The organism is Exiguobacterium sp. KJ 601 (assembly GCF_027161185.1).
Taxonomy (GTDB): Bacteria; Bacillota; Bacilli; order Exiguobacteriales; family Exiguobacteriaceae; genus Exiguobacterium; species Exiguobacterium profundum.
Map to the genome: position 1 here is coordinate 1121768 of NZ_JADHZG010000001.1, position 12733 is coordinate 1134500.

General features: G+C 47.0%; 10 protein-coding genes. 9 read left to right on the top strand and 1 reads right to left on the bottom strand.

Annotated elements, in window-relative coordinates; all coding sequences use genetic code 11:
* Positions 1–137 precede the first annotated feature (137 nt).
* Entirely contained in the window at positions 138–569 is a 432-nt protein-coding gene (locus IRJ25_RS05755; protein WP_031423504.1) for a DUF2621 domain-containing protein, read from the bottom strand.
* A gap of 178 nt (positions 570–747) precedes the next feature.
* Here IRJ25_RS05755 and IRJ25_RS05760 point away from each other — a divergent pair, with 178 nt between their 5' ends.
* The 9 genes from IRJ25_RS05760 to plsY all read left to right on the top strand — a co-directional run bounded on the left by IRJ25_RS05760 (position 748) and on the right by plsY (position 12667).
* The gene (locus IRJ25_RS05760) at positions 748–2346 is read left to right on the top strand and encodes a peptide chain release factor 3 (RefSeq protein ID WP_214781337.1); all 1599 of its coding nucleotides are present in this window, start codon (positions 748–750) and stop codon (positions 2344–2346) included.
* 195 nt (positions 2347–2541) lie between these two features.
* On the top strand, positions 2542–5256 hold the full coding sequence (gene acnA, locus IRJ25_RS05765) for an aconitate hydratase AcnA (protein ID WP_031423507.1): 2715 nt from the start codon (positions 2542–2544) through the stop codon (positions 5254–5256).
* A 113-nt stretch (positions 5257–5369) separates the two neighbouring features.
* Positions 5370–5861: a DUF3939 domain-containing protein gene (locus IRJ25_RS05770; RefSeq protein ID WP_214781333.1), complete on the top strand. Its 492-nt coding sequence runs from the start codon at positions 5370–5372 to the stop codon at positions 5859–5861.
* A 127-nt stretch (positions 5862–5988) separates the two neighbouring features.
* Positions 5989–7554 (top strand): BCCT family transporter, encoded by a 1566-nt coding sequence (locus tag IRJ25_RS05775; protein WP_215243870.1) that lies wholly within the window; start codon positions 5989–5991, stop codon positions 7552–7554.
* A gap of 101 nt (positions 7555–7655) precedes the next feature.
* Positions 7656–8333 (top strand): hypothetical protein, encoded by a 678-nt coding sequence (locus IRJ25_RS05780; RefSeq protein ID WP_012726441.1) that lies wholly within the window; start codon positions 7656–7658, stop codon positions 8331–8333.
* Between the two features lie 56 nt (positions 8334–8389).
* Entirely contained in the window at positions 8390–10648 is a 2259-nt protein-coding gene (locus IRJ25_RS05785; protein ID WP_269317889.1) for an AAA family ATPase, read from the top strand.
* 31 nt (positions 10649–10679) lie between these two features.
* Positions 10680–11096 (top strand): acyl-CoA thioesterase, encoded by a 417-nt coding sequence (locus IRJ25_RS05790; protein WP_012726439.1) that lies wholly within the window; start codon positions 10680–10682, stop codon positions 11094–11096.
* A 78-nt stretch (positions 11097–11174) separates the two neighbouring features.
* A complete protein-coding gene (locus IRJ25_RS05795; RefSeq protein ID WP_214781327.1) occupies positions 11175–12035 on the top strand; it encodes a M15 family metallopeptidase in 861 nt (286 codons plus the stop codon).
* A gap of 11 nt (positions 12036–12046) precedes the next feature.
* Positions 12047–12667, top strand: a complete 621-nt coding sequence (gene plsY, locus IRJ25_RS05800) for a glycerol-3-phosphate 1-O-acyltransferase PlsY (RefSeq protein ID WP_269317890.1) — start codon at positions 12047–12049, stop codon at positions 12665–12667.
* Positions 12668–12733 lie beyond the last annotated feature (66 nt).

The following is a 12733-nucleotide window of genomic DNA, read 5'->3' on the forward strand; positions in this document are numbered from 1 at the left end:
CTGTAAGCGTTTTCAATATTGTCTAATTCGTGAACGTTATTTCGATGTAATATAAAGCTCGAGAAAAGGTACTTTTGACCCATTAGGCGAATCGCACAATTCGACAAATAAAAAACTCTATCTGAATGAGATAGAGTCTACTGCTGAAAATAGTGTTCGTATGGCGTCCAATCAATCTGTTCTTCGGTTAGCGCTTTCTTTAAGAACTTGTGATCGCGCTTCGGCGTTGCGGCGATGTAACCCTTTACCACAAGTTCGGTCGTCATTTTTTTTGCACGCGATTCAAGCGCGAATTGACCGATTTTACCTGCGATTTTTCGGATCGCCACGTCGCGGAACAACTCGGGTACCGGTGTGACGAGACGATCTAATAGCGTCCGCGTCTCCGGAGTCCAGAGATGACGCGTTCTTTCTATATAATCATCTTCGATGTCAAGTAGGGAACGTCCATCTTCTTTTGGCATTCGTTTTAAAAACTTACGAAACATGAAGTACCCGCCAATCGTCATGAGTCCAATCATGACGAATCCCCAGAATACAATGAAATACATCATCAAGTTTTCTGGCATCGTCTTTCCCCCGTTCTATACATTCACTTGCTTTCATCGTTAGTATACAAAAAAGAATCCATTTGCAAAAGGCGTACGTCCCATTAGGATAGACGAACCGAATTGATTTCGTTAGAATAGATAGCGTTGCTACGAGAATAAGCATGAACTGAGACGAGAAAGGAAAGGTCTATCCTATATGAGCCAATTGAAACAGGAAGTCGAGAGACGTCGGATATTCGGCATTATCTCTCACCCGGATGCGGGGAAAACAACATTAACAGAAAAATTACTTTTGCACGGTGGTGCGATTCGCGAGGCAGGTACGGTCAAGGCGCGCAAAAACTCAAAACACGCAAAATCTGACTGGATGGAAATCGAGAAACAACGTGGGATCTCGGTCACATCGTCTGTCATGCAATTCATCTATCAAGACAAGGTTGTATCGATCATGGATACACCAGGACACAACGACTTCGGTGAAGACACGTATCGCGTGTTGACATCAGTCGATAGCGCGGTCATGGTCATTGATGCTGCGAAAGGGATTGAAACACAGACGAAAAAACTATTCCAAGTTTGTCGGATGCGTGGGATTCCAATCTTCACATTTATGAACAAGTTGGATCGTCAGGCAAAAGATCCGCTTGAATTGATGGAAGAGCTCGAAGAAGTGTTAGGCATGCCTTCTGTCGCGATTACATGGCCAATCGGAAGTGGAATGCAGTTTGAAGGTGTCTACGACCGAATGAAAAATGAGGTCCACTTGTTCCGTGGGGAGAAGTCGACACTTCACCTGGGTGAGGACGGAGTGAACGATCCGATTCTCTCCGATCATTTGTCGGAAGAGAACTTGACGAACCTCCGCGATGAGATCGACCTTCTCGATGGAGCGGGGAACGAGATTAATGTCGAGGCGATCCAGAGCGGTAAATTGACACCGGTATTTTTCGGAACAGCGCTCGTCGACTTTGGGGTGACTGCGTTCTTGAATCACTATTTAGAGATGTCTCCGGCTCCTGAGGCACGTAAGTCGAACGTCGGTCCAATCAATCCAACATCAGAAGACTTCAGTGGATTCGTCTTCAAGATTCAGGCGAACATGAATCCGGCACACCGCGACCGCATCGCCTTTGTACGCATCTGTTCAGGTGTGTTTGAGCGTGGGATGGATGTGACGCTCACTCGTACTGGGAAAAAGATAAAATTGAGCCAATCGACACAATTGATGGCGAATGATCGAGAAACAGTCGACCAAGCGTTTGCTGGTGATGTCATCGGGATCTATGATTCTGGGACGTATCAAATTGGAGATACCATCACCACATCGAAGCAGAAGATTGCGTTTGAGGCGCTGCCAACTTTTCCACCGGAATTGTTCATGCGCGTTTCGCCGGTCAACTCGCTCAAGTCGAAACACTTCCATAAAGGGGTAGAACAGCTTGCGCAAGAAGGGGCGATTCAAGTGTATCGCAACGAATATAACGAGATTTATCTCGGCGCGGTCGGACAACTTCAATTCGAGGTATTCGAATATCGTTTAAACAATGAATATGGCGTCGATATTCGAATGGAACCAGTCTCATATAGCGTTGCTCGTTGGGTCAAAGACAAAGAGTTGAAGGCATTGAAACCGTTCCAAGATTCACGGAACATGCTCGTTACAGACCGTTGGGAACGTCCGGTCTTCCTGTTCGCGAACGAGTTCACATATGAACGGTTCGCTGAGCGTCACGCAGATGACTTGACGCTTGTTGAGGCACTTGACGTCAACGAAGAGATCGGTACGGAAGAATAAGATGTAAACACCTCGTTTCTGAGGTGTTTTTTTGTTGTGAAGTAAGTCATTTTAGTTTTGATAAGTTTTACTTATGACTAATTTGTGACGGAATGTATTTTACGTCACGCTATACTTGTATTATGATAAATATGTGAAAAGTAAGCGATTACGCATTGTCGTGTGGTCGGCGCTTTCAAAAAGGGGGAAATTGCAATGGAACAGACGAATGTTTTAGACGCCTTCGCATCTCGGACAAAGTTCGAAGCGAACGGGCAATCGTATGATTTTTATCGTTTGAAAAAATTGGAAGAAGAAGGATTGACGGACATCAGCCGTCTTCCGTATTCGATTCGCGTTCTTCTTGAATCGGTTCTCCGTCAACAAGACGGGCGTGCCATCACGAAAGAACATGTCGAGAACTTGGCAAAATGGGGTACTGCCGACGTCTCGAAAGACATTGACGTACCGTTCAAACCGGCACGTGTCGTACTTCAAGACTTCACGGGTGTACCGACGGTCGTAGACCTTGCTTCACTTCGTAAAGCGATGGCAGACCTCGGTGGAGACCCAAACAAAATCAACCCAGAAATTCCTGTCGATCTCGTCGTCGACCACTCAGTTCAAGTAGATGCATATGGTTTCGCTGGCGCATTGATGAAAAACATGGACATCGAATTTGAACGTAACGAAGAACGCTATAAGTTCTTACGTTGGGCTCAGACGGCATTTGACAACTATCGTGCCGTACCACCTGCAACGGGGATTGTTCACCAAGTAAACTTGGAGTACTTGGCATCTGTCGTCCTCGAGAAGAATGATGCAGAAGGTACAGTTGCTTATCCAGATTCACTCGTCGGAACGGATTCGCACACAACGATGATCAACGGACTCGGTGTTCTTGGCTGGGGTGTCGGAGGAATCGAGGCGGAAGCAAGTATGCTCGGTCAACCATCATACTTCCCAGTGCCAGACGTCGTCGGTGTCAAAATCATCGGTGAAGTAAACCCTGGTGTGACAGCGACAGATGTGGCGCTCGTCGTGACAGAGATGCTCCGTCATGAAAAAGTTGTCGGGAAATTCGTTGAATTCTTCGGACCGTCGCTCCACACGATGCCACTTTCAGACCGTGCGACGATTGCAAACATGGCGCCTGAATATGGTGCGACATGTGGATTCTTCCCGGTCGATACGGAAACATTGAACTACATGCGTACGACTGGTCGCTCCGAAGAGTTGATTTCACTCGTCGAAGAATACTCTAAAGCGAATGATCTCTTCTATACACCAGATCAAGCTGATCCAACGTTCACAAAAGTGTTGACACTCGACTTGTCGAAAGTCCAGCCTTCACTTGCGGGTCCGAAACGTCCACAAGACCGAATCAACCTCTCAGACGTTCAAACATCGTTCATCGATAGCTTGAGTGCTCCTGCAGGAAACAGTGGCTTCGGACTTGACCGTTCTGAACTCGACAAAACGGCGACAGTCAAGTACGAGGACGGCGCCGTCGACATGAGTACGGGAGATGTTGCGATTGCAGCCATCACAAGCTGTACGAACACGTCGAACCCATACGTCATGGTCGGTGCTGGACTCGTTGCGAAGAAAGCCGTTGAACGTGGCTTAACCGTTCCGAAATACGTGAAGACATCACTCGCACCAGGTTCGAAAGTCGTAACGGACTACTTGGATAAGGCTGGTTTGACTTCTTACTTGGACGAACTTGGCTTCAACACGGTCGGATACGGCTGTACGACATGTATCGGAAACTCTGGTCCGCTTGACCGTGAAGTCGAAGAAACGATCACAGAAAACGATTTGCTCGTGTCGTCAGTCCTCTCTGGTAACCGTAACTTTGAAGGACGCGTTCACCCGCTCGTGAAGGCAAACTTCTTGGCATCACCACCGCTTGTCGTCGCTTACGCTCTTGCCGGGTCAGTCAACTTCGACATCATGAATGATTCGTTCGGTACGGACAAAGATGGAAATGAAGTATACTTCAAAGACATCTGGCCATCAAACGATGAAATCAAGATGGTTGTCCAAGACGTGGTATCACCAGAAGCATTCCGTAAAGAGTACGAAACGGTCTTCACTGGTAACGAGCGTTGGAACGCACTCGATGTTCCGGAAGGAAACTTGTATGACTTCTCAGATGAGTCGACATACATCCAAAACCCACCGTTCTTCGAACAACTCGAACCAGAAGCGGGCGAGGTTCATGCATTGAATGGCTTACGTGTCATTGGGAAGTTTGCGGATTCGGTTACGACCGACCACATCTCGCCAGCTGGATCATTCTCGAAGACGACACCAGCCGGTCAATACCTCCTTTCTAAAGGGGTAGAGCCAATCGACTTCAACTCATACGGTTCTCGCCGTGGTAACCATGAAGTCATGATGCGTGGTACGTTCGCAAACATTCGTATCCGCAACCAAGTTGCTCCAGGAACTGAAGGTGGCTTTACGACGTACTGGCCAACTGGTGAAATCATGCCAATGTATGATGCGGCTATGAAGTACAAGGAACAGGGAACAGGTCTTGTTGTCCTTGCAGGAAATGATTACGGAATGGGATCATCTCGTGACTGGGCAGCGAAAGGGACGAACCTTCTTGGAATCCGTGCGGTCATCGCACAAAGTTTCGAGCGGATTCACCGTTCGAACCTTGTCATGATGGGTGTGCTCCCGCTTCAGTTCTTAGACGGTGAATCGGCTGAATCACTCGGATTGACTGGTGAAGAAGCAATTGATATTCAAGTCGATGAGTCTGTACGTCCGCGCGATATCTTGAACGCAAAAGCGACACATGAAAACGGAACGGTGACAGAGTTCAAAGTCATCGCTCGTTTCGACTCTGAAGTTGAAATTGATTACTACCGTCACGGTGGAATCCTGCAAATGGTTCTCCGTAACAAATTGAAATAAGTGCTAGTCCATGACCTTCCTTTGAAAAAAGGAAGGTTTTTTTCATGAATATGCAATTTTAAGGTGAAAGTTTTAAAAGATTCGGGAACAGGAAGACAGGGAGGGGTGCGCTTATGGATAAAGAAGAGAAGCTCGGAAAGAGTTGGTGGAAACGATTGACGCAACAAAAAGAGGTGGAACAGGATCGAGAAATTGATATCACCCTTTCAGAATTGCGTCAGGCGATTCACGAATATGAACAGACACTGCCAAAAGGTGTGAATCGCACCGTCCTACTGGATGACTCGCAAGAAATCGACACCAAACGCTTGAAACATCACCTTTCGGGAATCCCGAAACAACGTTTCTTCATGTCAAAAGAGACGTTTCATATCGTACCGGAAGATGAACGCGACGTCATTTATGAAATGGATCAAGTGCAACGGGCACTCGATCTGTATATGGACCAGGAGAAGAAATTACCGTTACAAAAATTTCAGAACGCGCTTCAACTCGATTTGACCCGTTTACGAGAGGGGGGTTATTTAAAAACGTTGCCAAAAAGACCTTACTATGTGGTCGATGAAACATTGATTGTTTCACTGGAGCCCAAAGAAACAACTTGATGACAAGACACCTATCTATTGGACGGTAAACAACACATTTATGTACACATAGGGTTGTGACTTGTTTCAAAAGTATGTTAGGGTGGAAAACGTATATGAAAATAGAAAATTAAATAGGAGTGATTTTATGGAACGAAAAAGCCGTGTGACGACCGTATTCGTCGTATCTGCAATCATAACTGGCTTATTTACGATTTGGGGACTTTTCCCCGAGAGTTTATTAGGGAATGCCAGTCTATTAAACGTGACGAGTACGTTACAAGGCTGGCTCTCAAACGGGATGGGTTGGTTCTATCTCTTGAGCGCCACCGGGTTTTTACTGGTTGCCATCTTTTTAATCTTTTCAAGATATGGTTCGATTCGACTTGGAAAGGATACAGATCGTCCAGAATTTAGTTATTTATCATGGTTTGCCATGTTATTCAGTGCCGGGATGGGAATTGGACTCATCTTCTGGGGAGCGGCTGAACCGTTGCTCCACTTCCACTCACCACCATTCGCTTCCCCTACACCTGAAGGAGATGCACGGACTGCTATGCGTTATGCATTTTTCCATTGGGGCCTCCATCCATGGGCGATTTACGCAATGATTGCGCTCGCCATCGCATATTCGACGTTTAGAAAAGGTCGTCCCGCGACGATTGGGGAGACAATCGGTTCGCTCGTCCATAACCGCTACGAACAACCCGTGAAGCAAACGGTCGATATCCTTGCGGTCATTGCGACTGCATTCGGGGTAGCGACTTCACTTGGTTTTGGTGCTCAGCAAATTGCCGGTGGCCTTCATTACCTCATCCCTGGGGTACCGAACGCTTTCGTGACACAGTTGATCATCATTGCCGTCGTAACGGTGCTCTACATGATCAGTGCTTCGACAGGTCTTGACAAAGGAATTCGAATCTTAAGTAATACGAATATATTCTTGGCAATTGTCCTACTTGTAGCGACGATGTTTGCGGGACCGACAGCTTTCATTTTCGACTTGTTCACACAAACAGTCGGAACTTATTTGCAGCAGCTCCCGAGCATGAGTTTCCGTACAGCCGCATTTGAACCCGTTGAACGTGAATGGGTGAACGGTTGGACCATCTTCTACTGGGCTTGGTGGATTTCTTGGTCACCATTCGTCGGAACGTTTATCGCACGTGTATCGAAAGGGCGTACGATTCGGGAATTTATCATCGGAATCTTACTTGTCCCGACATCATTCGGATTATTATGGTTCTCCGTCTTCGGCGGTTCGGCCATCTGGGCTGATTTGTTCGGAGGATATAGCTTGATTGATCAAGTAAACGAAATCGGTACTGAAGTCGGGCTGTTCGCACTGTTTGAAACGTTCGGTGGTTTTGGGACGCTTCTCAGTGTAATCGCCATCTTCTTGATTTCGACATTCTTTATTACATCGGCCGACTCTGCGACATACGTCCTCGGTATGCTTACATCGAACGGGAAGCTCGTCCCGCCGATGGGGATTAAAATGACTTGGGGAATCATCCAATCGTCAATCGCAGCCGTATTGTTGTATGCTGGTGGATTAGATGCTCTACAAGCTGTTGCGATTCTCGCAGCCTTCCCATTCATCTTCGTGCTCATCTTTATGATGATTGCCTTATTCAAGGATCTTACCGACGAACCGGATGAACGAGATAAATGGCTAGAGATGCAAAAGAAAGATGAAGATAAACTAGGTTAATTCGAAAGGGTCTCAGATGAGGCCCTTTTTCGGTCAAAAATATTTTGCTTGTCCTTCTCGCTAGTGTAGGATAGTAAGTGAAGAAACGAGGAGGATAGGCTATGAAACAACAGATAAAAAAACGGTTGAGCTGGGTGATATTGGCCGGCATCCTCATTGTCGGGGCATTACTCGCATATAACTTCTATGTGCTCATGGATTTGAGCGGGGAAGAGGAGGAGCAAGTCGAACCATTCTACTCGAATGTCGTGATCGGATATCAAGAACGCAAACTTCCAAAAGAAGGCGAAGAGCTCGAAGAACGAGAGTATCTTGTCACGTATGATGAGGACGGACATTTTGTATCTGAAGTCGTGACGGGTCCAAATGTTGGCGCGAAAGCTGAATGGGATGGAGAGACCTACTTAGAGTTCAATCCGGACGGGGAAGAAGTTCTTCGACAGGAGACGAACTCCGGAGCAGTCGCACCTCATCCATTCTTGTCACGTGCAACGAACGAACAGATTCGTAAATGGCTCGATGACGGGACGCTCGGTTCAAGTGAAGGCGAAACCGATTTGGTCGGACGTACCGCGCAAGCGTATGTGAAATCAGAATCGGCTGAGACCGTTCCGGAAGAGTGGATTGAAAACTATCCATCGATTTTTAGTGAAGAAGAAAATAAAGAGACTGTCACATATTATGTCGATGCGCATGAACGAATCTTGCTCGCGGCAGAATCGCGGAATAACGGGAAGTTATTCCATTCGATTCGGATGACATCGTTTGAATCAAGATAATCCGATGGGGAGCAGACATGATGTCGGCTCCCTTGTCGTCTGAAAGGGAGAACAAGATGAAACAAATTCAAGTGGAACAAGTTCAAACGGACTTGACGAACTGGGAAGCTGGAGAAAAAGTAAACGAGGCGGCTTTGTTATCTTACGCACATTGGTCTCGTGCGACTCAGCACCAAGAAGAATTAATTCGTTCCTTGCGGCTGCTCGCAACACATCGGCTCAAACAAAAGGAAACGATGGACCCGTTACTCAACCGCTGGGTAAAAGAGTTGGAGGCGATGAACGCACTTCCTCCAGAGCTTCGTCTGTTTCAACTGAATGAGCAGTTGCGTCGTTCGAAACAGGCGCTTCAAATCGACTGGCCAACCTTACGAGAGGCCGATTACGCCTCGATGAAGGTTCAAATCTTAACAGAGTACGAGTCAAAAACGTCAGCGTTGCTCGATCAACTTGACCAACTCCATGATGAGGTGGAGACTGCGAAGTCTGATTTACGTGATTCTGAATGGCGCGGACAATTGGAAAACCTGTTTGAAGCGATCATCGAAGCGATGCAAGAGGTCGCATCTCTTGAAGATGATACCGCCTCCTTGCTCGCATCGATGCAAGGGAACTATTTCAGTCGTGAAGCGTTTCATCGATTCGGGGAGCGCGTTGCCCTTGTGAAAGAACGGCTACACACGATTTGTGAGCTACTACCAGACCGTCCGACCGAGGCACGTTCAAGTGCGATTGAATCACTTGAAGACATGATTGGGCTCGATGACATCAAAGCGCGTGTAAAAGCGTGGTATCGCTTCCTCCTTTTCCAAAAAGAACGAGAAAAGGCCGGTTTTTCTTCAAAACATCAACCATCCCTTCATCTCGTCTTTACAGGGAATCCAGGAACCGGGAAGACGACATTAGCAAGACTCATGGCCGAGATTTACTTTGAACTCGGCTTATTAGGACGCCCGGACCTTGTCGAGGCTGACCGTTCGAGCCTTGTCGGTGCCTATGTTGGGCAAACGGAAGAGCAGTTAATGAACAAGGTGAAAGAGGCAGAAGGTGGTGTCTTATTCATCGATGAAGCATACGCATTGAAGCGTCAGGATGCGAGTGGCAGTGATTACGGACAAGCGGCCATCGATACACTCGTCGCCGCGATGACGAGTGGCGAATATGCTGGCAAGTTCGTCGTCATTCTAGCTGGCTATCCAGAAGAAATGCGTCATTTCCTCTTGGCGAACCCCGGTTTACGTTCACGATTCCCTGAGTCGAATCACTACGAGTTACCGAACTACCGTGACGAAGAACTGGTCGCCATCGGTGAGAAAGTGGCACAAGAAAACAATTACGTGCTGACGGAAGAGGCGAAACGATCACTTCTTGCTCGAATCGACAGAGAACGGGTCGACTCGACGTTCGGAAATGCCCGGACTGTCCATAACATTTTACTTGATGCGATGTTTAAGAAGGGTTCCCGATTCGGTGCAGATGCTCCGCTAGACGAAATGGCGCTCTTGACTGAAGAAGACTTTGATCAGCCAGATGATGAATCGAGTCCGACATCGTTAGATGACCTTGTCGGCATGGAAGATGCAAAAGCACAACTGGCTGAAATTGAAGCGCTCATCAAGATACAGAAGAAACGAAAAGCGCTCGGTTTGAAGACGGCGCCGGTCCAGCTCCATGTGACACTTACCGGAAACAGCGGTACCGGTAAAACGACATTTGCCTATCTGTATGCACAGATGTTGAAACGGACAGGTTATTTGAAGCGAGGCCATGTCAATGTCGTCAGTCGTGCAGATTTAGTTAGTGGCTATGTGGGACAGACAGCTCAAAAAACGAAAGCGGCGATCCGTGACGCACTTGGCGGCGTCTTACTAATTGACGAGGCCTATAGTTTGAACGGCGGGGCGAACGACTATGGCCGGGAGGCAATCGATACACTCGTTGACGAAATGCCGAAACATGGCGAGAATCTTGTCGTCGTCCTTGCCGGTTACGAAGGTCCGATGCGCCGATTAATTGAATCCAACCCTGGTCTTAGTAGCCGAATGAAACGGACGATTCATTTTGATGACTATACTCAAGAACAGTTGGTGGACATCGCGAAAAATTACGCAAGTCAGTTCGGATATGTGATGGAGGGAAATGCGCTTGAAGCATTAGCTACTCGCTTACATGACATCAAACATGCGAACGCGCGCACCGCTCTATCTGTTATCGATGAATCGATTGCTCGTCAGTCCTATCGTTTAGTGTCGACGGAGGATGAGAATGTGTCACTCCAGCAATTATTAGTAGTAGATATTAAGAGTAAGTTATAATATACTTTTCTTAGGAAAGAAGGATGATTCAATGCACACGGTTCAAATCCCAGTAAGGTATCAAGAGACGGACATGATGGGCATCGTCTATCATGCCAATTATTTAGTTTATTTAGAGATTGCGCGCACGGAATTGTTACGACAACTAGGTGTCGAGTATAAAGATATGGAAGAAGCGGGATTTGTCTCTCCTGTGACAAATGTATCCATGGACTATAAGCGTAGCGTGACGTATGGTGATACGGTTCATGTTCGTGTATGGGTCGATCAATATTCAAAAATCAGAACGATTTACGGCTATGAGTTGACGAATCAACATGGAGAACTTGTTGGCACAGCCACTACAACGCATGTCGTCGTCAAACGAGGCGACTTCAAACCGATTCGACTTGATCGAGAGTTCCCGAAATGGCATGAAATGTATTTGAACGTCATGAACCCTGTTTAAGAATCTTCTGTCTTCGTACCGTCAGTGTGGTATCATATCTTGACGGTACTTTTTGTTATCTAGAAAGGGGAAGATCGCATGCGTTATCCATCGATTTTGATGGTTTGCGGCGCCTTGACGTTCATGTTAGCCGGTTGTACGACAAACGAGCAAGTTGAACCGAAAGAACCAACAACACAGTCATCAACAGTAGATGAACCAGAGACAGAACCAAATGAACCGACTTCGGATCGTGAAGATGAGACAGTCACCGAGTCACCTTCTGAGGAGGAGACGTCGGACGAGTCTGAACAGCCGACCGAACCAGTAGAGGAAGAACCTGTGGCACCTAGTCAACCGATTGAAACGGATGGTGTGGCCAATTTGGAATTAGATGAATTGATTCTTGTAAACAAGAAAATTGCATTACCCGCCGACTATCAGCCGAGTGATTTGGTAGAGGCGAACATTGATTTTGTCGACTCGACAGTCGGTGAACGTCGAATGTTACGTAAAGAAGCTGCTCAGGCGATTGAAGGTCTAATGAAAGGTGCAAAAGCAGCAGGAATTGATTTGAAAGGGACGAGTGCGTTCCGTTCATACGCCTATCAAGTCAATCTCTTCAATGCTTATGTCGAACGAGATGGCAAAGAGCAAGCCATGAAATATTCCGCACCACCAGGTCATTCTGAACATCAAACAGGACTTGCGATTGACGTATCGAGCGCCTCGGTCAACTATCAACTGACTCAAAGTCTCGGTGAAACGGTTGAAGGAAAATGGCTGGCAAATCATGCTCACGAGTATGGATTTATCATCCGTTACCAAAAAGCCTTTGAGGAAGAAACCGGATATATGTACGAACCATGGCACTTACGCTATATCGGTATTGAGCATGCGAAACAGGTACATGCATTGAATCAGCCATATGATCGCTATATTGCGGAATTTGTGAAATAAGGGGAATTGCGATGCAATATGTGACAGAAATCATGATTATTATTTTAAGTTATTTACTTGGTGCCATTCCGTTTGCCCTCATCATCGGCAAGCTCGGCTATCGCGTAGACGTTCGAGAACATGGGAGCGGCAATCTGGGAACGACGAACACGTTTCGTGTATTAGGAAAGAAGGCAGGAATCCTCGTCTTACTCGGTGACATGGGGAAAGGTCTTGTCGCTGCATTGCTGCCTCTACTGTTCGGAAGCGAGATGAGCCTGCTTCTTGCCGGGATTCCGGCAGTGATTGGACACTCTTATCCTGTCTTTGCGAAATTCAAAGGTGGAAAATCGGTTGCGACGAGCGGTGGTGTTTTGTTGGCAGCCTTCCCATGGTTCTTCTTTGTCGTCGTCGGTACATTCATCGTGACTCTCCTCACCTCGCGCATGGTATCCCTCTCCTCGATGGCTGCCGCCGTGGTAGGACTTGTGACGGCAACGACTTATAGCATCGTGACGAAAGATTGGTTACCCCTGATCGTCATCGTGCCACTCGCATTGTTCATTATTATTAAGCATCGTACCAATTGGCAACGTATACGTGCTGGAAAAGAACCAAAAGTTCCGCTGTTTCAACACAAGCCGAAATCATGACTCATGCAGGTACGTCCGTGAAGGGCGTGCCTTTTTTTGTGTATTGTCGTTGATTTACACAAAAAA